Consider the following 25,016-nt stretch of genomic DNA (forward strand, 5'->3'; position numbering starts at 1 on the left):
TTCCAGCTTTCGGATATTCTGGAAGAATTTCTTTACTCTTCCAATTTCTTTGAATCACTCACAACGGTTTTGGCCAGATCCGCAAAAACAAAATGGTGCAGAGGAGTGACCGCATACCAGTAGAGTCTGCCCAGCAGTCCACGCGGAATATAGTGGGCTGTTTGCACCAGCTGCTCGGGTTGGCAGTCAAACTCCAGCCAGGCCTGGCCCGGCAGTTTCATCTGGGCGTAAAGCAGCAGACGTTTTCCGTTTTTGATATCAGCTACTTTCCAGAAATCGAGAGCATCCCCGATCCGCAGCTCACGGTGCTGCCTTCTGCCCCTGTTGAGACCGTACCCTCCTGATATTTTATCTATGAATCCCCGCATTCGCCAGAGAATGTTGTACTTGAACCAGCCCTTTTGCCCACCGAGATCACAGGCAGCCTGAAAAACCTGCTCCTGTTTTTCTCCATTGGCATAGGGAACAATACGGATATCGCGGAATACCGCCCCTCCTGGATCATCGAAATCCTTGACGTCACAGGCCTGTTCGCCGCTGCTGTCGCACCAGCGGCTGATTACCTGATTCTGTTGAAGTTCGTTGTTGGCCCTGATGACCGCCTCGCGGAAGGACATGGGCCTTATCTCGGGGTAATATTTTTCGGCATGGTCATTCTGCATGACGGTTTCACTCTTCAGCCCTTCGACAAGGGCGGTTGCCAGCCGGAAAGGCAGAGGGGTGATGAGGATTACCCAGTAGGAAGAGAGACGGGGCGTAAGCAGAGGTACCGGCAGCAGAAACCGCTTCAGCCCCATTACTTCGGCAGTCTGCATCATCATCTCCTCGAAACTCAAGCGTTCAGCCCCGATATCCACCACTAGATCTCTGTAATATCCAATATTTATGGAGGACTCCAGATAATTGAGAACATCTTCTATGCTGATCGGCTGGGTTTTGGTGCGCACCCACTTGGGCGTGATCATAACAGGCAGCTTTTGGGTAAGATGACGAATGATCTCAAAGCTTGAACTGCCTGAGCCAATGATTGCCCCGGCGCGCAGCCAGATGGTCTGTATTTTCCCCGGTTCGGCACCGAGAACCTCGCCGGTCTCCAGCCGGCTGAGCAGATGCTTGCTTGCACTTTCCTTGACCCCGAGACCACCGAGGTAAACGATGCGTTTGACCCCGGCTTCAATACAGGCCGTGCGGAAATTGTCGGCACTTTTTTTATCAAGCTCCCAGTAATTTTCCTTGCCTCCCATGGAATGAATCAGATAAAAAGCCGTGTCTACTCCGGCAAGGGCCTGCCTCAGCGGCTCCATGTCAAATGTACTCCCTTCGACAATCTCCACCTGGTCAGCCACTGCGGTGTGAACCTTGCGGCGGTTGCGCACCAGAAGGCGCAGCCTGTATTCATCTCTCGGCAGGAGACGTTGACACAATCTTCTGCCGATATATCCGGTTGCACCCGTGATCAGGATTGTTTTTTCAGGCATGATTTCTCAGCTTCAGCTCCGTGGGATGCGGTTTGAGATAATATTGATCGAGCAGATAGGTTTCGTGGTATTTTCCGGCATAATGATTGATCAGAGTGATAGGCACTATCAGCGGTACAAAATGCTGCTTATAGTTGTCAATTACCTTGAGCAGTTCCTGCTTTTCATCACGGCTGAGCATTTTCTTGAAATAACCCATCATGTGCATGAGTACATTGACGTGAGAATTGGAGGTGGGTTTGATCTTCATGGCCTCCATCAGCCCCTGTTGATAATTCTGAAACAGTTCAGGGACGTCCGCGCTGCCTGCCTGCGCCACCAGTTTCCCGAGGTTTCTGTAGATCCTTTCGCTGTGGGCCAGAAGAAGCAGCTTATGTCTGGTATGGAAGGTAACCAGCGCTCCGGGAGTTCTCTGCCGCAGGGTTTGCCGCCAGCGCCTGTAGACAAAAACGGATTCTATGAAATTTTCGCGCAATACCATGTCATGCAGCCTTCCTTCCTCTTCCGTCGGAAGCAATGGAAAATGATCCTTGAATATCCCGGCAAAGATCCCTACACCAACATTATGGGGAATGGTATCATCATCATAGACCTTTACCCTTTCCATTCCCGACGAAGGCGATCTGCTTTTAAAGATAAAGCCGCAAAGATCCGCAGTTTCAAGCTCCCGGACGCGTTTTAATGCCCAGGATTTCATTCTCTCAGTATGATCCGTTCCTGTCTTAACGGTGACCAGACGTGGATTTTTCGGATCGCCGATCAGCCGCATGGCCTCACGCGGAATAGGCAGACCGCATTCGACCTCTGGACAGACCGGTACAAAATCAAAATAATGGCCCAGTGTTTCGGTTATATATTTATCGTGCTTATGTCCCCCGTCATACCGGACGCTTTGGCCAAGCAGGCATGAGCTGACCCCCATGTGAATTTTTTCGGGCTGCATGTTTTCAGGCATAAGTCCCTCATTAGCGCGGCAACTTTCGTGGTTTTTACGAGTTTATCATTATAATATAGTATACCACATAATATAGCCGTTGCTGCGGGAGAACAATGTCTGCGACACCATTTTATACAAAAACCTGCAATGCGGGAGATCGGGCTTTTCCGAAGTTGGAGTTTATGCCCGTACGGGTGCTTATCGCGATGTCATTTTCGTCCGGGAAACGCGAAATGTCGTCATAACAATGCCTGCAGATATCAATGAAACACCGAAGATATGATAGAGATACACTTTTTCACCAAGGAAGATGATGGCGAGTATGGTGCTGAACACCGGCATGAGATATATAAATGGTCCGGCCTTGTTGGCGCCTACCATTCTTACCGCCCGGTTCCAGAAAATAAAAGCCAGAACCGAGGCGAACAGGGCCACATAGAGTATGGCCGCCAGGGAGGAGCCGCTTAAATGCATTGCCTTGCCCAAAGAAATTTCGATGATGTAGAGCGGGAGAAGAAAAATCAGGCCGACGATGACGATACCCGAGAGATAGCTGAAGGGATGCAATTCGGCTGGATATCTTTTCAGGTTGGCTGAGTATAAAGCCCAGAAAAGGGCGGCTACCAGTACGAGCACATCTCCCCGATTGAAATCCAGACTCAGCAGAAACATCATATCTCCTCTGGCCAGGATCAGAGAAACACCGCACAAGGATGTCAACACCCCTAAAACCTGCCTGACGCTCATCACCTCTTTATACATAATCCAGGAACATACGGCAATCAGCACGGGAATGCAGGAATTTACCAGCACGGCATTGATAGCCGTCGTCGTCTGCATCGCCAGGTAGATAAGGCTGTTAAAGCCGGTGACCCCCAGGATACCCTGAATGACGATAAAGCGCAGATGCTGTCGTGCCAGCCGGCGTTGCCGCCAGAGGTGAGCTACACCGAAGAAGGAGAGAATCAGCAGAGCAAAAGACCAGCGCCAGAAGGAAAGCGCCAGCGGCGGGATCTCGGCATGCATGCCGCGTCCTATAATAAAATTCCCTGACCAGAACAATGCGGTTAAGACGAGTAACAGATAAGGCATAAGGCTGCTCGCTGACTCCCCACTCTGCGCCGGATTACCGTCTCTCATGAGGAAGTTTATAAAAAAAGGTAGAACTTCAGGTTTCCCAACAGTTCTTACCATATCAGAGAGATAACGACAATTACCGTGCCGCGGATAGCGGCTCAAATTCGCACCAAAAACCATATTTCCCACAAAAAAAGCTGTCCGAAGACAGCTTGAAGGTGAAAAATGGAATTAATTATATTAGTTATGACTCCGGCAAAGCCTTCCAAAACCACCGGGAATCGTTCCGGAAGACCAGAAGACACGGCCCTGCTTATAATCGACAAACCAATATCCGCCGGGTTTGCGCCTGGCGGCGACAAAGATAAATGGCTGAGCCATGGAAAAACAGGGGTTGAGATGAACACCCTTGAAATTCATAACCGGATCCATCAGCGACATCGCCTCCTGCATGGTGGGCAACCGCCAGTCTTGGTGGCCGGCAAAACCTTTTTTTCTAATCCCTTCTATTTTTTTATGCATCGTCCGAATCGAGCAGATATCCAATCCGCCGGCCTGCCATTGCAGCCCGGTTCGCTCGTCAACAACTGTCAGACCATCACCAGGGTCCACCAGACCATTGACAAAACCGCCTCCAGGGTTTTGCTCCGAGTCGAAGAAATTCCATTTCCGCAGAATATCATTCACCTCGTCGTCCCTGATCACTGCAGGTTCGGCCGGCAGAGCAACCCGGTCAAAATGCCATGAAGCGCTTCCCAGCTTCACCAAGGGTGTTCCCATGTTTTCCCGGATGATCTTCTCCACCACAGGTCTGACATATTCCCCTCCCGCTTCACCTTCCAGCACATTGTCTATCAACCAGTTCTTTACCTCTTCATTTACGGCATAGCTTTTTTCGAACCTGGCGACCTCGCCCTGGCCTTCCACGCACTTTTCGATAATTTCAAGAGGAACATCTATCTCGGCCAGAATTCGGGCATGTTTTACCGCCCGCTCCATGAGGCATACTTTCGGCACTTCTCCCCAGCCATCGACAAAAAAGTAGTAGACCTGCTCGCTGTTATCTCTAACCCGTTCCCGGCCACCCCAGGATTCATAGGTCCCAAAACTCAGATCAGGGGTCATTTCCCAGTCGATAGGGCTTATGGTCCGTTCTCCGACCTTAACTTTATGATACATGCTTTCTCCTTCAACAATGAATTCTGTTTGTTCTACACCTCGGCAGATGATACTATGAGATAATATATGTTCAACTCAGAATGCTCATTTACGGACTGAAACTACAGGATAAACGCCTCTCTGTCCCGGCTCATGAGTATTAATTATAATAATCATTATTAATCATGTCCAAAGAAAATGCTATTCCTATTGGAAAAAGAGGTTTCCCTTTACCGCTCGGTGCAACGGTGCTGCCCGACGGAATTAATTTTGCCATTTTTTCAAGACATGGCCACAGCGTCGAGCTCATCATAGAGGCCTTTGCAGAAGACACTGATGCGGAACAATATACTTTTTCTTTAATGCCGGGATTTAACAGAACCGGAGATGTCTGGCACATTCTCCTGCCCCTCTACTGGAAGAAAATCCGCTACGGCTATCGCATCGACGGCAAATCCGACCCGCAGGAAAGAGGAACGCTTTTTAACAATGCCGACATCCTGATCGATCCCTACTGTCGTATGTTGAGCCCCAGGAAATGGGGTGAATTATCCTCGTGCGGAAAGGCTCCCTGCTGCCAGATCCCCTTACACAGTTTTGACTGGAAGAATGACACCCCGCTGAAAATCCCGCTGTCGGAAAGCATCATTTACGAGCTTCACGTCCGCGGTTTCACTCAAAGCGAGACCTCCGGAGTGCGGCATCCCGGAACATATCGCGGTATCATCGAAAAAATTCCATACCTGAAATCCCTGGGAATTACCGCCGTCGAGCTTCTGCCCGTTGCCGAATTTGATGAAAACGACAACTATTTCAGCAATCCCGACACCGGTGAAAAACTGAAAAATTTCTGGGGCTACAGTTCCATCAATTTTTTCTCCCTCAAGTCAGGCTATGCCGCGGATACCGGCAACTGCATCAAGGAATTCAAGGAAATGGTGCTGTCCCTGCACCAGGCAGGCATCGAGGTGATTCTGGACATTGTCTTTAATCACTCCGGAGAAGGCGACTACAATGGTACCACCACCAGCTTCCGCGGCATCGACAATCCTATTTATTACCTGCTGGACCCTGAAACCAAAGAATACATGAATTTTTCAGGATGCGGCAATACCATGAACTGTAATCATCCAGTGGTGCGGGAACTCATCAGGAGCGTGCTGCGCTACTATGTGATCGAAATGCATGTCGACGGTTTCCGTTTTGACCTCGCCTCTATTCTGGGGCGGGATACCAAAGGCAGAGTTCTGCCCGATCCGCCAATGCTGGAAGTTATCGCGGAGGATCCGATCCTGCGTGATACGAAAATTATTGCCGAGGCATGGGATGCCGCGGGCTTGTATCAGGTGGGTTCCTTCTCGACCGACAAACGCTGGAGCGAATGGAACGGCAAATTTCGCGATGACGTGCGTAGTTTTTTCGCAGGCTTTAATAACTCAGTCACTAACCTCGCCACCCGTATCGCCGGCAGCTCGGACCTTTATCATCCCAGTTCGAGGGGCCCATGCAATTCCATTAACTTCATCACCAGCCATGATGGGTTCACCCTCTATGATCTGGTAAGTTATGAGAAGAAACATAACCGGCTCAACGGTGAGGAGAACAGGGACGGGGAAAACCATAATCTCAGCTGGAACAGCGGCAAGGAAGGCCAACCGGCAACGAGAAAAACAGAAAACCTGCGCCTGCGCCGTATAAAAAGCATGGCGCTGACCCTGCTCCTTTCCCAGGGCGTTCCCATGATTACCGCCGGGGATGAATTCGGCCGAACGCAGCAAGGCAACAATAATACCTGGTGCCAGGACAATGAAACAGGCTGGATAGACTGGTCTCTGGCTTCAAAAAACAGTGGATTGCTGCGTTTTTTTAAAAAATGTATCGAATTAAGAAAGAATTACCGTGTCTTTCGCAGAGAACATTTTTTCGTGGTGGGGGCGGATCCGGAGCATGCCGAAATCACCTGGCAATCCCTTAAACCCGGACAGACCGACTGGTCTTCCTCCTGTCACCACCTGGCTTTTCTTCTCAATGGTCTGAATTCTCATTTTTTCGTGATGCTCAACGGTCACAGAACCCTCTCCGCCCGGTTTACTCTGCCTTCTCCGCCAGGAAAAAGAAAGACGGCGAAGTGGTATGAAATTATCAATACTTCTCACGCCTCTCCCAAGGATTTTGTCTCCATTCAGTACGCCGGCGCCCTTAATGCAGGTGACAGGATTGACGTTGCCGCAATGACTGCCGTTGTACTGCAAACAAAATAATGAGGACTCGCGATAAGCACCCGTACGGGCATAAACTCCGACTTCGAGAATGCCGATTTCCATCTTTGCCGGTTTCTGGAGTGATGAACCATTAATGACGATGCGGATCCATTCTTAAGTATGTTGCCTTCCTGCCGAAAAATGATTAATTCTAACGGAGCCGTCATATTCCCAACACAACCTATCAAGGAGCTCTACATGATTCTCTCAACCATTCGCTGCATTCTCTTAACTATGGCTTTTGTTTCAACCGCTGCTTTCTCTACAAATGCTGCAGATTCCGTGGACAACAACACTACCGGAAGCGGTACGGTACTCGAAACAATGGATACCGCTAATTATACCTATATGAACCTCAAAACAGCGGGAGGCGACGTCTGGGTCGCCCTTCCCGCAACAGAAATCGAGGTTGGCGATGAAGTCACTTATGTATACGGTATGACCATGAGCGACTTTCAGTCAAAGACCATTGACAGGACCTTTGAGAGCATAATTTTTTCACCTGGACTGGTGACGGAAGCCGGCGATGCCACTCCACCGATTACTGAAAAAAAGAAGAACTCAAGCTCCACATTTTCGGAAGCCCTGCAGGAGGAAACCAAACAATCTGAAACCATAAAGCCTCAGGAACAGTTGTCACCGGGGAGTATGGGAGCCACCGTTCCCTATATGGAAACGGAGGTCGAAAAAGCTTCGGGAGAAAATGGCTACAGAGTGGCGGAACTCTATGAAAAAGCCGACTCACTTGATGGAAAACAGGTTCGTGTCAGAGGCCGTGTCGTCAAGGTAAGCCCCAACATCATGGGAAAGAACTGGATTCATCTTCAGGATGGTACAGGTGATCCGATGCAAAATACCCATGATCTGGTGATAACCAGCAATGAACTTACCGAGGTTGACGAAATTGTGGTCGCTGAAGGAACAGTAGCAGCCGATAAAGATTTCGGATTCGGCTATGAATATGCTGTTCTCGTCGAGCAGGCCACACTTTCAAAATAGCGCCTCAGCAGTTATGCCGGCCAAAAAATTGTGGTCAACCTCCACCTGATCAAAAGAGTAAAAACATGCACATCGTAATCGTCGGACCAGGTGCTCTGGGGTGTCTGCTCGCGGCCACACTTCACAGAGGTACGACAACGACCGCTGACAGGATTTCCCTGCTGGATTACAATGAAAATCGTGCAGACCGCTTGAATAGCCAGGGAATTCAATATGAACGGGAAGGTATTACCACCCGGTTCACCTTGCCGGCATATTCAAATCCGCTCGAGGTCGACCGCGCCGATGCTCTCTTTATCTGCGTCAAATCCTATGATGTAGACGAAACTCTTGACTTCTGTGCTCCGCTCATGGCTGACGACTGCCTGCTCGTCTTTATGCAGAACGGTATAGCCCACCTGAAACACAGAAGCGTTTCAAAGGGGGCTGCCACAGTTTTCGCAACCACGACCGAAGGTTCTACGTATCTGGGGCCGGGTCATGTACACCATGCGGGTGCAGGTCAGACCCGGCTCGGATTTCTTGACACTCCACGACCCGAGCACAGTCTGCTGCTGCCGCGAATCGTCGAACGGCTGCAGGCCGGCGGCATAAAGGCCGGTATAACGGAATCCATCCTCACCGGAATCTGGAGGAAGCTTTTTGTCAATGTCGGCATCAATGCCTTAACCGTCATCCACGACTGCAAAAACGGTGAGCTCCTGGAGATCCCCGAGGCCCGCAAACAGATGCGCCAGGCAATCAATGAAGCGGTAAAGGTTGGGGAATTTGAGAATATTTTTGTAGAGTCAGCACTTGAGAATACTGAAAATGTCTGCAGGGCGACAGCAGGAAATATCAGCTCAATGCTTCAGGATGTCAGAAAAAAAAGAAAAACAGAAATAGATGCCATCAATGGAATGATTATCAAAATGGCGGGAATTCATGGTCTGGCGACACCAGCAAACTCGTCTCTTGTGGAAAGGGTAAAAAAAATTGAAGCACGTTATTAATGGAGGAATAAAGCCTGATCAGGTTGGTTTCGATTTCGACGGAGTCATTGCCGATATCGGCGAAGCCTTTCTCAGACTCGCGCGGCAAAATCATAATTATATGATTTCACTTGAGGAGATAACAAACTTTCATGTGGAAAAATGTGTTCCTATTCCGGAGTCTGTTGTTCAGGAAATATTCTCCGATATTCTCAAAGATTCTCTAGCCGCCGAGCTCCAGCCGATATCCGGGGCGCTCGAGGTGATCAGCGATCTTGCCTCCCGCGCCAGGGTGACGATCATTACAGCCCGTAACATAGAACGCCCGGTCATAGACTGGCTGGAACATTATCTACCCAGGGAAGTATGCAGTAAAATCGATCTCATCGCAATGGAGGACCATGATCGCAAGGTTGAATATATTCAGCAGAGGGAACTCCGCTATTTTGTCGATGACAGAGCGGAGACCTGCGCCCTGATAGCAGCTGCGGACTTACATCCGCTGCTTTACAGACAGCCCTGGAACAGCAGCTGGAAAGAGTTTGTCTCTGTCGATGACTGGCGGCATATCTCTGAGCTTATCGCCAAATAGGAAGAAAAATCGATATACGCCTCCCCAAAAAACTGCAACGCGGGAGACCGGGCTTTGTACGACACTATCAAGAATAAGGAGCGCAAAGAATGCAGTGTCCTCATTGCAAAAACATCCTGGAAGAGCAGCGCAATCCCATCCCCACTGTCGATATCATTATTGAAATCGAGGAGAGAATCGTCCTCATCAAGCGCAGGAATCCTCCCTATGGTTGGGCGCTGCCTGGGGGATTTGTCGATTATGGAGAATCCTTCGAAAATGCAGCCCGGCGTGAAGCCGAAGAGGAGACCGGTCTGCAGGTTGTCAACCTGAGACAGTTTCATACCTATTCCGATCCCGGCAGAGATGCGCGTTTCCACACCGCTTCCACAGTGTTTATCGGCCAGGCGTCAGGGGTACCCAGGGCCGCTGATGATGCGGCAGAGGCAGAACTTTTTCAACAGGACGATCTACCGGAACTCGCCTTCGATCATGCCAAAATCCTGCAGGATTATTATACATTCAAGAAGTCTGAATCAACATGGCGCCCGGCTTGAGGCGGAATAATTTCCAACTCTTCAAGCCCGACAAGTTCGTTAGATCTTCAAATGTTTTCGTATCCGTCGTGGGTTTCTACGAGTCCGTCAGGTTTATCCAACCGCAACCTGATCGCCAGCTGATAAATATAGAACAGAACACACTCCTAGAGTAACAGCCGGCTCAACACCCAGTAAACAAAAAGACCCATTCCTATGGATCCATACATCATCACTCAGGGAATACAGTTGCTGCCGTATTTACGGGCAATGAACAAAAAAGTTGCCAACCCTATGCCACCTGAAATTATGATCAATGCTATTTCTTTCATACTCTCTCCTGATAGGTTGTCCGAGAGGGCATTCTCGAACAGCCTCCTAGCCGCGAACTCTCACTCCGGTTTTCTTCCGTAATCTGATTGACTTCGGCGTAACCTCGACAAGCTCATCATCATTGATATAGGCGATGCAATCCTCAAGAGTCATTTCAACAGGAGGTGTCAGAACAACGGCGTCGTCTGTACCGGAAGCCCTGACGTTGGTGAGTTTCTTACCCTTGGCAGGATTGACTACCAGATCGGCAGGTCTGGCATTTTCTCCAACGATCTGACCCTGATAGATCGGGTCTCCGGGATGGGCGAAAATTTTGCCCCTCTCCTGTAGATTGAAGAGCGCATAGGCCACGGCAGTACACTGCTCCTTGGCTACCATGACCCCGTTCGTCCTGTTGATTATATCACCGGCCCAGGGTCCGTATTCGCAAAAAACATAGTTCATCATTCCCATGCCTTTGGTATCGGTCATGAACTCAGATCGGTAACCCAGCAGGCCACGGGTAGGTATCTTGAAGACCATGCGGATCATGCCATGCTCACTGCTCATCTCCTCAACCTGCCCCTTGAGTTTGCCCAGTTTTTCCATAACGGCGCCCTGATATTTTTCATCAACATCAACCGTCAGTGTTTCATAGGGTTCCAGGGTCTTGCCGTTTTCCTGCTTGAGAATGACCTGAGGACGGGTAACCTGAAACTCATAGCCTTCACGCCGCATTTTTTCTATCAAAATAGAAAGATGCAGCTCGCCTCTACCGGAAACCTTAAAACCGACGGCATCGGTCAAACTTTCAAACTGCAGGGCCACATCAGCGAGTATTTCCCGGTTGAGCCGCTCCTCCAGATGCCTGGAGGTTACATATTTCCCTTCCTTGCCGGCAAAGGGTGAATCATTAGGGATGAAATTCATGGAAATGGTCGGCGGATCGATCGGGATCAACGGCAACGGCCTGGGATCGTTGAGATCGGTAAAGGTCACCCCGACGGTAACATCTTCCATTCCGGCAACCGCAACGATCTCGCCCACCGAGGCCGAGTCTATCGATACCTTGCCGTCGCTTTCAAATTGAAATATTTTCGAAACCCGAACCGGCTTAATGGAACCGTCTCTTCGGGCAACCGCCAGAGGTTGATTGATCGACATGGTGCCGTTAACTACCTTGCCGATTCCCAGCCTGCCGAGATAGGGTGAGTAATCGATGGTCCCGACCTGCATCTGCAGCGGGGCATCCGGCGAGCCAACCGGTGCGGGAATATGAGCGAGTATCATATCGGAAATATGGTGCATGGTACCGCTGCCCTCTTTTTCATCCTTGGGATCGAGCAGGGAATATCCCTCCTTGGCAGAAGCGTATACCACCGGGAAATCGAGAATATCGTCGGGGGCGTTGAGTTTGACGAAAAGATCGAAAACCTGATCGACAACCCAATCGCAGCGGGCGGCCGGTTTATCTATTTTATTGATGACCACAATGACCGGCAGACTGTTTTCCAGTGCTTTCTTGAGGACGAAATAGGTCTGCGGCATTGGTCCTTCCTGAGCATCGACCAGCAGCAGGGCGCCGTCAGCCATACGAAGAACGCGTTCAACCTGGCCGCCGAAGTCGGCATGGCCGGGAGTGTCAATAATGTTTATGCGGTGATCTCCATACCTGTAGGATCCGTTTTTCGAGGTAATGGTGATGCCCCGTTCACGTTCCAGATCACTGGAATCCATGAGGCGCTCCGCCACAGCCTGATTGTCCCGAAACATTCCGGATTGCCTGAAAAGCTGATCAACCAGCGTTGTTTTTCCATGATCGACATGGGCGATGATCGCCACATTACGGATCTTCTGCTGTTCCATACGTTTTTCCTGCATTTCGATCTACATCGAAAAATATGTGTGACTGTCATCGATAAAGATATGACAGATAATAAAAAAAGCACCCGCATAAAGCGGGTGCCGCCGACCGACGCATTGCATTTATGCGCCAGGTAACCTCTTACAATACTTCTTTCACCTGTTTTTGGCAAATAAATACTCAAGCTGGTCCATCAAACCGGTGATAAATTCGCAAAATTGGCGGCAAACGCTAAAGTAGTTCGACAGGAGGCCAAGAGGATACAACTATTAAATCCATGACCGCGTCGTAAAGTCATCAAAGTTGAAGTTACCGGGACAGACGGGTCCATCATCTTTCCCTATTCTGGAAAAAGAGCGGGTTCCATTACCTTTCGCAGGATTTTGTAGCGCTGATTCGCCGACTTCCGCAGGGCCGAAACCTTATGATCAAGGTAATCATAGACTCGGGGCTGCTTATCCTTGGCCGGGCGCATGATCCTGCCGATAACCTGAACAAGCCTGCCCTCAAAGGTAATCGGTGTGGTGAGAAACAGATTATTCAAACCGGGGCAATCGAACCCCTCGCCGATAAGCTGCAGTGTCGCCACAAGTATCTGCACCTCCCCTTTCTGCACGGTCCCTACAATTTTACCGCGCTTCTCCGTGGATGCCTGTCCCGTCAGCAGGGCGACCCGGAAGCCTTTCTTTTGCAGAGCATCCGCAAATATTTCACAATGACTGACCCTGTCTGAGACGACAAGCGAAGTTCCGGCCTCGCCTTTGCCGGCGACGGTGGCGATATCAGCAATTATCTGCCTGTTGCGGCCCTGATGAGCGGTAAGGGCGGTAATCAGCGCCTGGTAATCTCCCCGGTAGCCGTATTCAAAATTTGTCTTCTTTATCAGCAACTTCGGCTTGATGATGGCACCACTTGCGGCAAGCTCTCCCGGGTCCACCTTGTGGACAGGGTCTCCCATGTAAAAATAGATGAGTCGGGTCATCTGATCGTCACTGCGGAAGGCGGTGGCAGACAACCCCAGCAGAAACCGGCTGTCAAAAACCGAAACCACATCGGTAAACAGCGTTGCCGGAACACGATGACACTCATCCACAATCAAATGTCCGAATTGCGGAGCTAGAACTGCTCCCTGTTTGCGGGCACTGTTGACAATGGCAATGGTAACATCTCCGATTTGATTATGTCCATCGCCTATCAGGCCGGGGGTTATCCGCAGAAATTCTACAATCCGTTCCCGCCACTGGTAGAGCAACTCTTTGGTATGGACCACAATCAGGGTCGGTTGCCGGCGCAGAGCTATCAGTGCTATGGCCATTACCGTCTTGCCGCTGCCGGTTCCCGCCTCGAGCACGCCAAAAGAACGGGCGTTCATCTCTGCCACCGCCTTTTGCTGGTATTCGCGCAATTCTCCATAAAAAGAGAAATCAATTTCGGGCAGCAGCCTCCTGTCGTCGGCTATCAGGGGTGATTCCCCCAGATGCTCACGGCAGAGCAGTACCGCCTGATTGGAAAATCCGCGTGGAAAATGCAGGCCGGTCGGCACCTGCTCGTAATATTTCAGTTGCGGCTTCAGTTTTTTGCCGACCCACCTGCCATAGCGTCTGGCGGCAATATATTTAGGATTATCGATGGTCAGCTCCTCTTTGAGCAGCATCTCGAATTCAAGAGGAATATTTTCAAGCAGACAGTTGCTGGAAACTGTGAGTTTCACTTGGCTCATGACGGCGGATTCTCCGTTTCTGTTGTCCCTTCACCTTCAAAAAATACCTAAAGATTATCTCTTTTCTGATTACCAATGAAACTCAGCCAAAGAAACTTAATTTATGGTCAAAATTATTAAGAATATTCGGGAATATGTTAGTTTTGTCATTCCGGATCAAGCCCGGAATGACGGTAAAAATGGCTTTTGTAAAATCTCCAAGGCAGGTTGCATGAAACTAGCTGAGTTTTGTGAGTAATCAGAATCTCTTTAGTATATGGGATCTTTTATACCACTCAAAAGGTACTGTCAAAAGACCTTTTCTCAGTACAGTTTATTCTCTTTGTTGCAAAAGAATCGGGAACAATTATACTACAACTTACATTAACCACAAACGAGATTAGCCCACTACTGAAGGCAATCACCGGTTTTCCTTTCTGTAGGAATTCAGTCTCCACCGGCAGCTTTCAAACAGCAACAGAATAAACCAGCCACCTTGCCGAATACACTGATCCATATAGCCGCCCAGGCCCCGATAAGCAGAGGGCTTTTCCCGAAAATCGGTATCCCCTGGATACTGGCAGGCACGCTTATTCCCGACATTCCGTGGATACTCCAGCGGGTATTGACGACATGGCAGCTTGCCGATCCTTACCAGGTCCGCCTCTATGTTACCATTCAGGCGAGCCTTGTTTTCTGTCTCCTGTTGAGTCTTGCAATCAGTTCTTTGCACAGGAAGCCGATAGCGCTGTTCCTTCTGCTTGCCGGTAATTCTCTGATGCACCTTCTTCTTGATGCGCTGCAGATAAAGTGGGGAAACGGGGTGCATCTCGCCGCCCCCCTGAACTGGCAGACTACTCATTTAGGTCTGATATGGCCGGAGCATATTATCGGTTACACCGTCACCTTGCTGGGAGTGGTGTATCTTGCCATGAAGTTGCAAACCATCTTAGGCGAAGGCTTTTCCTCAAGGCAGCCTCCACGTTGGAAAACGGCGGTCATCCCCCTGGTCTTCTATTTTCTGCTGCCCTTCATGTTCATGAACCAGTTGCAGCATTCCAACACCAACTACCTGCAGACCCTGAAGGAAACCGAAACCCGAACCGGCAAGGAAATCGAGTTTGATCGCGCCTTCTACTCCAAAGAAAAAGGTACTGTAACCGTTTTTACCGGAGAGGCGCTATCTGTAGCCGGCAGCTTGCCGGAAGAATCAGGCACCATCTCACTCAAGGGCGAGTTTGTCGATCCGCAAACGATCCGCAGCATGGATTTTCACCAGCATAATCACTACAGAGACACGGCCTCCAAGGTCGGGATTTTCCTTACGCTGGCCATCTGGCTCTCCCTCCTGCTGAAAAGCCGGTACAACTCAATCCGGCTGAACTGGACAAGAACCATGAAGAGGTCTTCTTACAGGAGCTAGTCAAAAACGCAACAACTCATATGATAAAGGATACTGAAATGAAAAAGTCGCTGCTGGTCATCACTACCGCATTCCTTCTGCTCTTCCCTGTTTCCTCTATAAATGCAGCTGAAAAAGATCCTCAGTTTATCAGCATGAATATTCCTGGAGCCGTGATAAGCAACGCCCTGCAGCAAATATTACCGCTGACACTGGAGGGCACCTCCTCCAAGCTTGAAGGCACCATTACCATAGTTGGAATCTCAGATCTTCAGCTGCATGACAGGCGTATCTTCTGCCGGATCGATCTGCGGGGTGACGATCTGGATCTTATCACTACGGTGGCGGACCAGGATATCCGCCTGAGATTGGGATCCGCCGATCTCGACTTCGACTGCGAAGCAGAGTTGCGCTATGATGCAACCCTTCAGACCCTCTACGTCAAACCCATCGCCCGGGGTGTCCAAACGGACCAAGCGCTGCAGAAAGGCGAGATCGGCAATGCCCTGCTGCTCTTCCTCAACGGGCGGGAGTTTCCACTGGCCCTCGAGGATATCCAGCCTGTCATAGCGGAAGCCGGCAATAAAATAATAACTATAGAAACACGTATAGCCGATATCAAAGCAGTGGAAGGAGCCCTGCAGTTCAGCCTCCACCCGATAGTAACTACTGCACCGGCAAATGAGACTATACAACAATAGAAGAGGATCTACCCTCTCTGATTCGGAAAGGGTAGAATTTTTTACGGAATTTCTCAGGATATCTTCATTTCTTCTCGACGGGATAATCACTGTTTAGCCACTCCCTCCAGCCGCCTTTCAAGACGTAGACCTGAGTGAAGCCCTCTGCGACAAATCTTTGCGCCACACTGGCGCTGGTAGCTTCATTGGGTCAGGCACAGTAAAAAACTAGGGTATGATCCCTGGGAAAGTTCCGCACAGCGGTATCAATTTCATCGGCAGGAAGGCGAACGGCCCCTTGTATTTTAGAGTCACTTGAGTCCCAGTCAGCTGCCACTCTCACATCTACAAGAATAAATTCGGAAGAACCAAGCATCGCCTTCAGCTCATCTTTATCGATAGTAGCCACTGCCCCGGCCGACAACGGTGCTGAGCCAACAGCTAAGATGGCCAGAAGAATCAGGATAATCTTTTTCACAGTCGTGTCCTCCTCTCGATTAAAATTAAAAAAGCAGATTATTCTTTGTACAACGTCCTCTCAGCATTATGATATCATAAGTTTTCTATTTTTAATTACCAATCAAACTCAGCCAAGGCATTTGCCTTTTCCGGTAACACTGCAAAAATGCTCGAACCCAGCGAAACTGGACTCTTTACAGTACCCCCCTGAGGGGCATAAGAACCTTTAGACAGATTTTTTATAAAAAAAACCTGATTACCCCTAATCCTCAGCTCAAGGTCGGGACTGCTCTTTTCACGGGTCTCTGCAGCCCGGACGGCCGCAGCGAAGCCCCCATGGACGGGTTTATGGCGTCCCGATGAAAAGAGCAGTCCCGGCCTGGGCCAGAAAATGCTGCGTTTCAGGGGTAATCAGAAAAAAAAACAAGAACACTATCTGTAAGGTACTAAGATATGTTAGCTTAGAAGGCACCTTGACATAATAGGTGAGACAACAGCTTAACCATAACCCCAAGACACTTATCCAGCTCCGCTGGGTTTGAGTACCCGAGAAGGCAGCCCGGCTATCGTGAAAGTTATCCGCACATACAGAAAAGGTGAAGACAGTCGCGAAAACACCGGAAAACCACCCTACTCCCGCCTCCTAAGCCACATTCTGCCACTTTTCAAGCAGTACAGATACCGGCTGATGCTTGGTTTTACAGCACTGCTGGCAGTGGATTTTCTGCAGCTCACCATTCCCAGACTGTTGAAGAAAGGAGTAGACAGCCTCGCTGCTCAGACAGCGACCCCGGATTCTCTTCTCTATTATTCGGTTTTTATCATCATAATCGCCCTGGCTGTCACCTGTCTTCGTTTTGTATGGCGCTATACCATCATCGGTTTTTCGCGGTATCTGGAAAGGGCGATCCGCAATCGTATATTCAACCACATCCTCAAAATGGACGAGGCCTTTTTCGAGAAGCGCACAACCGGAGACATCATGGCCCATGCTTCCAACGACCTCACTGCCGTACAGATGGCCTGCGGCATGGGACTGGTGGCCGCGGTCGATGCCCTGGTTATGACCATTGCAGCCATCGGTTTCATGTCCATGCTCCATGTAAAACTGACTATCCTGGCCCTGCTGCCCATGCCCTTTCTCGCCATTTTCACCCGCATACTCTCGGCCCGGCTGCATCGCCGCTTCAACACGGTTCAGGAGCAATTTTCCCTGCTCACGGAATTTTCACGGTCCACGCTTGCCTCCATCAGGCTCATCAAGGCCTATACCATGGAGAAGTTCCAGACCACGGAGTTTGACAAGCTGGGCAGAAAATACGTGAAGAGTAATATCGAGGTGGCCAGGGTGCAGGGATTGATGTTCCCCATTGCCACGCTGGTAGGGAATGTGGGGATGATGATTATTCTCTTTTTCGGCGGACGCCTGGTGGTCAGGGGTGATATTACCATGGGTGATTTTGTCGCCTTCATCACTTACCTGTATATGCTTATCTGGCCGATGATGGCGATAGGCTGGGTAACCAATCTGGTACAGCGGGGCATAACCTCACTCTCCAGAATTGATTCACTGATGATGGAGCGTCCCCTGCTCGATGATCCGCCGGGAGAAAAGGTCGTCTCCGACAAACCGGTCTTTTCTCTGCGGAACCTCTCCTTTTGCTATCCTTCCTCGAATAGACCCGTGCTCAGCGATATTGCCCTGGAACTGGGACCCGGCATTCACGGCATCACCGGCAGAACCGGCAGCGGCAAATCGACAGTGTGCAAGATCCTGGCCCGCTTCTATCCGGTGGAAGACGGCAGTCTCTTCTTCGAGGGCCGGGATGTCAACACCCTCTCCCTGGATACCGTACGCTCCCACATCGGCTATGTCGCCCAGGAACCGACGCTGTTCTCCAGAACCATTGGTGACAACATCAGACTGGGGCTACCGGATGCCTCAGATGAAGCTGTGGAGAAAGCGGCACGGCTGGCTGCCATTCATGATGACATCATGGACTTCCCCAAAGGATACCAGACCCTCATCGGGGAACGGGGCATAAAACTCTCCGGCGGTCAGCGCCAGCGGCTGGCCCTGGCCCGAGCGCTATTGGTAGACCGGCCCGTTCTGCTGATTGATGACGGGTTGTCCGCCGTGGACGTGGAGACGGAGCATGAAATCTTCGCCAGACTCAAGGAACATCTACAGGGAAAAACCGTTGTCATAGTCTCCAACAGGCTGAAACTGCTCACCATGACCGACCACATCATAATCTTCGAGGAAGGTGCCATCGCCGGCGACGGCAGGCACGAACAGCTCCTGGAGGAAAACAGCTTTTACAGAGCCATGTTCACCAAGCAAATGCGTGAAGATATCGTTTAGTACCTTACTCCTTAACTTTTGTCACTCAGTTCAGTACCCCCTTGAGGGGTGTAAAAACAAGAAAATGAGAAATGTATTTGAAATCGTGAAGTTGGATATGCATCCAAGGTACTTACTTGCCGTTTACAGGCGTTAGAGAATGGAAGAGAGATGAAAAATTTCGGCTACGAGGAAGACAAATATGGGGCGGCGCTTGGTGATTATCACCTGTGGCGCCGTATCTTTGTCTTCTGCAGGCCTCATATCTGGATGCTTCTGCTTGCCGTTGTCCTTTCACTGGTGATTACAGGGGCCACCCTTACGCTTCCCTATCTTATCCAGACCACCATCGACGGCTATATCACTAATGCAGAGCTCAGTTTAGACCAACGGCTCAGCGGTATTACCACGTTCAGCGCCGTATTCCTGGGAGCCGTACTGGTCCTTTTCATAACCACCTTTTTTCAGGTGGTGACTCTGGAGCGGATAGCTCAGTCCATCATGCATCGTATCCGCCAGGATCTTTTCGCCCATATGCTGGCACTCGATCCAACCTTCTTCGACGCCAATCCCCTGGGTCGCCTGGTAACCCGGCTCACCAATGATATCCAGAACATGCACGAGATGTTTACCTCCGTGCTGGTGACGATCTTCAACGATCTGCTGCGGGTTCTCGGTATTCTGGTGGTGCTGTTTTTCATCAATAGCCGTCTGGCCCTGATAATGGCATTGTATGTGCCGGCCGCCATACTCATTACCAAGCTCTTTGCCCGGCTCGCCAGAACACAATTTCGCCGCATCCGTAATCAGCTGGCCCGGCTCAACAGCTTTCTCTCCGAATCGATCTCCGGCATGCCGACTCTGCAGATCTTCGGCAGGCAGGAAGAAAGCAGACAGCAGCATGAAGAGTTGAGTCAGGGGTATCTGCAGCGAAACCTTCAGCAGATCAAACTCTTCGGTGCCTTCATGCCGCTGACGGAATTTATGAGCTCAACAGCTATCGCCCTGATTCTGTGGTTCGGAGGCTCCGAAATCATCCGGCAGCAACTCACCCTGGGCGAACTGGTGGCCTTTCTCTCCTATATGCGTCTCTTTTTTCAGCCCCTTCGCGAGCTTGCCCAAAAATACTCGATCGTGCAATCCGCCATGGCCTCGGCCGAACGCATCTTTCATCTCTTCGACACCAGAAGCAGCCTGAAGCTGCCGGAAAAAACCGAGTCGATGGAAAACATCAAAGGAAATCTCCACTTTAAAGACATCCACTTCAGCTACAACGATGACGAACCGATCATCAAGGGCATTAATCTGCAGATCCGGCAGGGAGAGACGGTTGCGCTGGTTGGGACCACCGGATCCGGCAAAACAACGCTTGTCAGCATGCTGCTGCGCTTCTACGAGCCACAGAAAGGAGAAATCCTTCTGGACGGCATCAACATCAATCGTTTTGCACTGGAGGACCTGCGCCGCTTTGTCGGAGTTGTGCTCCAGGATATTTTCATCCTTCAGGATACCCTTCTCGCCAACATCGTCATGGATACGGGCGCCACCCGTGAGGAGGTGGAAACGATTCTGGGGCGGACCGGCATGGAACTGTTTGTCGAGAAACTGCCTTCCGGCCTGGACACCATGCTGGGTGAAGGAGGCCAGCAGCTCTCCACCGGTGAAAAACAGCTCCTTGCCTTCACCCGGGTGCTCTGCCGGGATCCGGCGATTCTGGTGCTGGACGAAGCGACTGCCGCCATCGATACCGAGTCGGAAAATATTCTCGAATACGCTATCGATAATATTTTCGCCAAACGTACCTCCCTGGTGATCGCCCATCGTCTCTCCACCATCCGCCGGGCCGACAAAATCCTGGTGATGGAGAAAGGCAGAATCGTGGAGCAGGGCAGTCACGATGTACTAATGGCCGCCGGCGGTCAGTATGCCGACCTGGTAGCCATGGATATAAAGAGCGGCGACGATTGAGATGGCCGAAAAAAAAGGAATCGTTTATCATTTGTCCACATACACTATTGAACCATAGCTACTATTAATATCCGGAGAATGATTTTGACCAGTGACGGCGGACAGATGGAAAACAGGGAGAAAAAGAGAAAAGAGGTTTTCAGCAAGCTCAATGAAGACTTTTCATTGCCTTCGCCGTCAAAGACGGTCATGGAGGTAATCCGGCTCTGTCAGAGTGAGACTTCATCCCTTAATGAGATAGCGGAACATATCCAGACCGATCCATCCCTGTCCGCGGAAATTATCAAATATGCCAATTCCGCTTTTCTCTCTACCGGCATTCAGGTTGTCTCGGTACACAAGGCCACAATAAAGCTGGGGATGAAAACTGTTGTCAACCTGGCCCTGGGTTTTTCGTTACTCTCCAATAACAAAGGCGGCACCTGCGAGCACTTCTCGTATCCGCTGTTCTGGCGAACCAGCCTTGCAGAGGCTCTGGCTGCCCGCGAACTTGCCCGCAGGGACAAGGAATTTGATCCGGATGAACTCTTTGTCTGTGCCCTTTTGGCCCATATGGGCAACCTATCTTTTGCCACATTGTTCCCGGAAGCCTACGGCAGGATGCTGGAGAACCAGCCCGCCAACAGTCCGCCCAAGGATCTGGAAAGGGAAGAATTCGGTATAGACAGCGGCGAATTGACCGTCGAACTGTTTCTCAACTGGGGCCTGCCGGCCCGGTACGCCCTTGCGGCAGGATTTCATGAAGATCTGGGATATGTCGAACTGGGAACGGGCACAACCCGGCGGGCGGCCGTGCTTCTCTTTCTCGCCCATACTATTGCCCGGATGTGTCAAAGTAACAAGGCTCAACCGCTGCTGTTGAACACGGTTCTCGATACAGCCAAAGAGTATGAGGTCGATATCGGTGAGTTTAGCGAAACTTTCGCGGCCATCGTGGAGAGCTGGCATGAGCATGGTCGTTTATTTGAGATAACAACCAATGAATGTTACTCCTACATGATGGACTCGTAAAAAACTTAATCTCCGTCGTTTCAGTTACTACGCCTAGGATATCATGCTTTTTACGAGCCCATCTCGGCGACTTCAATGACTTTTCACAAGCTCATTTTACATAAATCAACCTGATTCCTCTAATCCTCAGCTCAAGGCCAGAAAATGCTGAGTTTCAGGGGTAATCAGGTAAATCAATGTACTTGGCGAAAACCGTTAACATGCCTGCAGCTCCGGATTCCTCCTTTGGAATTGCAGAAAGTTCAGCATTGTGTTTCGAATGGCTCTCGCTAAGCTTTTTTCCCAGGCAATAAATGTGTGGGACTGCCGAGAAAGATTTCCGCCGCTTCCCCAAGATTCTCCGAGAGTGTCGGATGGGGATGGAGGCTTAAGGCCAGATCCTCGGCGAGAGCTCCCATCTCGACAGCCAGCACCCCTTCGCCAATGAGTCCTTCCGCATTTCTACCGCAGATGCCCACTCCCAGAACCCGGCCATCCTGCCGATCCGTAATGATTTTGGTGATTCCGGCGGTGGAATCCAGCGTGGCGGCTCTGCCGGAATATTTCCAGGGAAAGCGGAGGATCGAAACGGCAATGTCGCAGGCCCCGGCTTCTTCCTCCGTAAGCCCGCACCAGGCTATCTGGGGGTCGGTATAAACCACTGCCGGAACAGCCCGGACATCATAGGCAACGGACTTTCCCGCGGCTGCTTCCGCAGCCACCCTGCCCTGTCGGATAGCGGTATGGGCCAGCATCATACCTCCGCAGACATCACCCACAGCAAAAATGGTGTTATCCATTGTTCTCATCTGGTCATCAGTCCTGATAAATCCCCTGTCATCGGTGGCAACTTTGGTATTCTCCAAACCAAGATCCGCGGAGACCGGCCGGCGTCCCACGGCGACCAGTGCTCGGTCGAAATGCAAGGTTTCAATGCCGCCCTGTTTTTCCAGCCGGGCGATGACACCGTTCTCAGACTCCTGAAGCCCGGCCACTCCGGTGTGCAAATCTATTTTCGAAAAGAGCTGTTTAAGACGCCGCTGCAGCGGAGCAACCAGATCTTTATCGACACCGCTCATCAGACGATTGTCCTGCTCCACCAGATGTATTCTGCTGCCCAGTGCGGCATAGATGGTTCCCAGCTCAAGCCCGGCATAGCCGCCGCCGACTACCAACAGATCCGCCGGGATATCAGGTAACTCCAGGGCTTCTCTGGAACTCATGATCCTGCCGGTGCCGCCGAATGAGGAACCCGGCAGGGAAACGGCTTGCGAGCCGGTGGCGATGATGCACTGATTAAAACGAATACGGCTGATTTCAGCGCCCTGCAAACGAACACCGGTCGAACTTTCGAAATGGGCGGTGCCCCGGATCAGCTGGATGCCACGCGATTCAGCGAGGCTGACAAGCCCATCGGCCATGTCGTCCACGATATGATTCTTCCAGGAAAGGACCTCACCCGGATTGATTTCGGGTCTGCTGAAATGGATTCCCATTTTATGCGCCACTCTGCTTTCTTCCAGGAGTTCGGCGACATGGAGATAGGTTTTCGAGGGTATGCAGCCTTCGTGAAGACAGACGCCACCCGGGTGCCTGCGCGGATCGACCATGGCAACATCGAGCCCCAGATCGGCTCCGCGAAAGGCAGCCCCATAGCCGCCGGGGCCCGAGCCGATAACCAGCAGGTCAACTTTCATTTCCATATCGCCCATAACCATAACTTTCTCCAGGGACTCCGGATCATTGCACCGGATAATCTTATACCAACAGCAAATCTTTATTGGTTCATCGGCAAAAGCGTTGGGCTTCCTTGCGTCAGCGTTAACCTACCGGATTGCCGCAAGCGAATTTTGAAATGGCAGGTTAGCGGTGAGCTTAGCGAACCCCAACAATTTAAAGCTTCTTTGCAACATCGTGGGGTAAATTGCTTTTTCAGGGCACTCTTCTCACCCAAAGGAGCCTCTTTATTGATCAGATCATGGTAATCAGCAATTCTTCCGGATCTTCCAGCGCATCGATGATCAGCCGCTGAAAACGGATGGCATCGGCGCCGTCGGCGACACGATGATCAAAACAGAGTACCACGGGCATCTGCAGGCGCGGCACGATTTCATCCCGGCCATGGCTGTTGGTAACCACCGCCGGCTGCATTCGCCCCTGGCCGAGTCCGAGAATGGCTATTTCGGGATGATTGATAATCGCGGAAAAATAACCGCCGCCGATTGCTCCGGCATTGGTGATCGTGAAGGTCCCGCCAACCATCTCATCCCGGCTGCTTTTGCGGGATTTGGCCCTGGCGATGGATTGACTCAGCTCGATGGACAGCTCCTTAATGCTCTTGCGGTCGACGTCGCGGATAACAGGTACCATCAGACCATGCTCGGTATCCACAGCCACACCGATATGAAAATATTTCTTGATGATGATCTCTTCGGCCTGCAGATCCAGACTGGCATTGAACTGCGGAAATTTTTTCAGGGCCGTGGCCACCGCTTTTAAAGCAAAAACCGTCATGGTAAGCCGACCGCCGGCGGCCTCGATATCGCCCTTATGGCGCCGGCGAAACTCCTCGAGCCTGGTGATATCGGCAATATCCTGACAGTTGACATGCGGTATCTGCGCCCAGGAAGCCGCCATACGGTTGGCGGTCGCCCGGCGGATCGAGCGGAACGGCAGTCGTTCGATCTCACCCCACTGACTGAAATCAGGGAGGGAGGAAACGTCTGCGCTTTCCGCCTGCAGATCGACTCCAAACGATTTCCGCCCTATCGATGCAGCTTTTGATGTATCTTTTTCCTCTTGCCCTTCCTGCCCTTTTTCTGCATGCCGGCGAACATCATCGCCAGTGACCAGACCCTTCCTGCCACTGGGTTTGACCTGGTCCAGCGGGACGCCAAGCTCCCGCGCCAGCCGTCTGGTGGCCGGAGAGGCGGGGATCGGTAATTTGCCTCTGCCGCCCTGCTGTGCAGCGACTTCTTCAGGTTTCTCCTGCTTTGCCTGCGCCTGTTTCTTTTGTTCTTCCGGCACAGGAGGCTGACGATCGCTTTTAGCGGGACCGTCGCTATCCTCAAAGGTGATGAGAACATCGCCTACCTTGACCATATCTCCTTCTTTGACATTGATCGAATCTATGTTTCCGGTGAAGGGAGAAGGAATTTCAACTGCTGCTTTATCGGTTTCCACCTCGAGAAGAGTATCGCCTTCCTTTATCGACTGGCCGCTTGCTACGGGAACCGCCAGAATTTCCGCTTCATGGACACCTTCACCCAAATCCGGCAAACGAAAAGATGTAGTCATAGGAACTCCAGTT

Annotated in this window: 19 protein-coding genes; 10 read left to right on the forward strand and 9 right to left on the reverse strand. The window is 50.9% G+C overall.

The window, feature by feature from the left end; genetic code table 11:
• Positions 1 to 32 precede the first annotated feature (32 nt).
• The 4 genes from JWG88_RS15130 to JWG88_RS15145 all read right to left on the reverse strand — a co-directional run bounded on the left by JWG88_RS15130 (position 33) and on the right by JWG88_RS15145 (position 4,671).
• Positions 33 to 1,478: an SDR family oxidoreductase gene (locus tag JWG88_RS15130; protein ID WP_205234626.1), complete on the reverse strand. Its 1,446-nt coding sequence runs from the start codon at positions 1,476 to 1,478 to the stop codon at positions 33 to 35.
• A complete protein-coding gene (locus JWG88_RS15135; protein WP_240194487.1) occupies positions 1,471 to 2,433 on the reverse strand; it encodes a YbgA family protein in 963 nt (320 codons plus the stop codon). Before JWG88_RS15135 ends, JWG88_RS15130 begins: the two co-directional genes overlap by 8 nt.
• 180 nt (positions 2,434 to 2,613) lie before the next feature.
• Positions 2,614 to 3,507, reverse strand: coding sequence for a DMT family transporter (locus tag JWG88_RS15140; RefSeq protein ID WP_205234627.1), 894 nt, complete (start codon positions 3,505 to 3,507; stop codon positions 2,614 to 2,616).
• A 225-nt stretch (positions 3,508 to 3,732) separates the two neighbouring features.
• On the reverse strand, positions 3,733 to 4,671 hold the full coding sequence (locus JWG88_RS15145; RefSeq protein ID WP_205234628.1) for an Lcl C-terminal domain-containing protein: 939 nt from the start codon (positions 4,669 to 4,671) through the stop codon (positions 3,733 to 3,735).
• Positions 4,672 to 4,835: 164 nt separating this feature from the next.
• Here JWG88_RS15145 and glgX point away from each other — a divergent pair, with 164 nt between their 5' ends.
• The 5 genes from glgX to JWG88_RS15170 all read left to right on the forward strand — a co-directional run bounded on the left by glgX (position 4,836) and on the right by JWG88_RS15170 (position 10,009).
• Positions 4,836 to 6,911: a glycogen debranching protein GlgX gene (gene glgX, locus JWG88_RS15150; RefSeq protein WP_205234629.1), complete on the forward strand. Its 2,076-nt coding sequence runs from the start codon at positions 4,836 to 4,838 to the stop codon at positions 6,909 to 6,911.
• A gap of 198 nt (positions 6,912 to 7,109) precedes the next feature.
• Positions 7,110 to 7,910 carry a DNA-binding protein gene (locus JWG88_RS15155; RefSeq protein ID WP_205234630.1) on the forward strand — a complete coding sequence of 267 codons (801 nt, stop codon included), beginning with the start codon at positions 7,110 to 7,112 and terminating at the stop codon, positions 7,908 to 7,910.
• Positions 7,911 to 7,975: 65 nt separating this feature from the next.
• The gene (locus JWG88_RS15160; protein ID WP_205234631.1) at positions 7,976 to 8,902 is read left to right on the forward strand and encodes a ketopantoate reductase family protein; all 927 of its coding nucleotides are present in this window, start codon (positions 7,976 to 7,978) and stop codon (positions 8,900 to 8,902) included.
• Positions 8,886 to 9,473, forward strand: coding sequence for a 5' nucleotidase, NT5C type (locus tag JWG88_RS15165; protein WP_240194489.1), 588 nt, complete (start codon positions 8,886 to 8,888; stop codon positions 9,471 to 9,473). The genes JWG88_RS15160 and JWG88_RS15165 overlap by 17 nt, the downstream gene beginning before the upstream one ends.
• Before the next feature lie 89 nt (positions 9,474 to 9,562).
• Positions 9,563 to 10,009 carry an NUDIX domain-containing protein gene (locus tag JWG88_RS15170; RefSeq protein WP_205234632.1) on the forward strand — a complete coding sequence of 149 codons (447 nt, stop codon included), beginning with the start codon at positions 9,563 to 9,565 and terminating at the stop codon, positions 10,007 to 10,009.
• 357 nt (positions 10,010 to 10,366) lie between these two features.
• Here the strand turns inward: JWG88_RS15170 and typA are convergent, their stop codons facing one another.
• Complete coding sequence (gene typA, locus JWG88_RS15175) at positions 10,367 to 12,166, reverse strand: translational GTPase TypA (RefSeq protein WP_205234633.1); 1,800 nt, start codon at positions 12,164 to 12,166, stop codon at positions 10,367 to 10,369.
• A gap of 338 nt (positions 12,167 to 12,504) precedes the next feature.
• Positions 12,505 to 13,884, reverse strand: a complete 1,380-nt coding sequence (locus JWG88_RS15180) for a DEAD/DEAH box helicase (RefSeq protein ID WP_205234634.1) — start codon at positions 13,882 to 13,884, stop codon at positions 12,505 to 12,507.
• 475 nt (positions 13,885 to 14,359) lie between these two features.
• On the opposite strand from JWG88_RS15180, the gene JWG88_RS15185 reads away from it, so the two are divergent.
• Together JWG88_RS15185 and JWG88_RS15190 are read left to right on the forward strand one after the other, a co-directional pair.
• A complete protein-coding gene (locus JWG88_RS15185; protein WP_205234635.1) occupies positions 14,360 to 15,286 on the forward strand; it encodes a hypothetical protein in 927 nt (308 codons plus the stop codon).
• Between the two features lie 38 nt (positions 15,287 to 15,324).
• On the forward strand, positions 15,325 to 15,966 hold the full coding sequence (locus JWG88_RS15190) for a hypothetical protein (RefSeq protein ID WP_205234636.1): 642 nt from the start codon (positions 15,325 to 15,327) through the stop codon (positions 15,964 to 15,966).
• Between the two features lie 64 nt (positions 15,967 to 16,030).
• Here JWG88_RS15190 and JWG88_RS21980 read toward each other — a convergent pair whose 3' ends face one another.
• Positions 16,031 to 16,423 (reverse strand): rhodanese-related (seleno)protein, encoded by a 393-nt coding sequence (locus JWG88_RS21980; RefSeq protein WP_263577196.1) that lies wholly within the window; start codon positions 16,421 to 16,423, stop codon positions 16,031 to 16,033.
• A gap of 549 nt (positions 16,424 to 16,972) precedes the next feature.
• On the opposite strand from JWG88_RS21980, the gene JWG88_RS15200 reads away from it, so the two are divergent.
• The 3 genes from JWG88_RS15200 (at position 16,973) to JWG88_RS15210 (ending at position 21,727) form a co-directional block, all read left to right on the forward strand.
• Positions 16,973 to 18,769 carry an ABC transporter ATP-binding protein gene (locus JWG88_RS15200; protein ID WP_337833134.1) on the forward strand — a complete coding sequence of 599 codons (1,797 nt, stop codon included), beginning with the start codon at positions 16,973 to 16,975 and terminating at the stop codon, positions 18,767 to 18,769.
• A gap of 150 nt (positions 18,770 to 18,919) precedes the next feature.
• The gene (locus JWG88_RS15205) at positions 18,920 to 20,716 is read left to right on the forward strand and encodes an ABC transporter ATP-binding protein (protein ID WP_205234638.1); all 1,797 of its coding nucleotides are present in this window, start codon (positions 18,920 to 18,922) and stop codon (positions 20,714 to 20,716) included.
• 84 nt (positions 20,717 to 20,800) lie between these two features.
• Positions 20,801 to 21,727 carry an HDOD domain-containing protein gene (locus tag JWG88_RS15210; protein WP_205234639.1) on the forward strand — a complete coding sequence of 309 codons (927 nt, stop codon included), beginning with the start codon at positions 20,801 to 20,803 and terminating at the stop codon, positions 21,725 to 21,727.
• A gap of 269 nt (positions 21,728 to 21,996) precedes the next feature.
• Here the strand turns inward: JWG88_RS15210 and lpdA are convergent, their stop codons facing one another.
• The gene (gene lpdA / locus JWG88_RS15215) at positions 21,997 to 23,424 is read right to left on the reverse strand and encodes a dihydrolipoyl dehydrogenase (protein WP_205234640.1); all 1,428 of its coding nucleotides are present in this window, start codon (positions 23,422 to 23,424) and stop codon (positions 21,997 to 21,999) included.
• A 253-nt stretch (positions 23,425 to 23,677) separates the two neighbouring features.
• Complete coding sequence (locus JWG88_RS15220) at positions 23,678 to 25,003, reverse strand: dihydrolipoamide acetyltransferase family protein (RefSeq protein ID WP_205234641.1); 1,326 nt, start codon at positions 25,001 to 25,003, stop codon at positions 23,678 to 23,680.
• Positions 25,004 to 25,016 lie beyond the last annotated feature (13 nt).

It is taken from the genome of Desulfopila inferna, assembly GCF_016919005.1.
GTDB classification, from domain to species: domain Bacteria; phylum Desulfobacterota; class Desulfobulbia; order Desulfobulbales; family Desulfocapsaceae; genus Desulfopila_A; species Desulfopila_A inferna.